The sequence below is a fragment of the Burkholderia sp. SCN-KJ genome, from assembly GCF_024656005.1.
In the GTDB taxonomy this organism is placed as follows: Bacteria; Pseudomonadota; Gammaproteobacteria; order Burkholderiales; family Burkholderiaceae; genus Burkholderia.
In genome coordinates, this window is the sequence record NZ_JANKOG010000123.1 from 1 (window position 1) to 208 (window position 208).

Below are 208 nucleotides of genomic sequence, written 5' to 3' on the forward strand. Positions count from 1 at the left end.
GAGAGGGTCGATGCGCGCGTCATCGAGTTCAGATCGAACCGGCCGGCGTAACGGGCGGAAAGTCCTTCTCGGGATCGAACACGTTATTGAAGAAGTTCGTCAGGGAGTACATGGCCACCAGCGCGACGATCTCGATTACGTTCGCGTCCGTATAGCCGGCGTCACGGACAGCTTGCAGATCGTCGTCGCTGACCTGACCGCGGGCCTT

At 60.1% G+C, this 208-nt stretch carries 1 protein-coding gene; it reads right to left on the reverse strand.

The genetic code is table 11. The features are described 5' to 3' along the window. Nucleotides 1-28: 28 nt before the first annotated feature. Nucleotides 29-208, reverse strand: a 180-nt coding sequence (locus NQV17_RS37915) for a carboxymuconolactone decarboxylase family protein (protein ID WP_374692813.1), incomplete at its 5' end; no start/stop codon positions are given.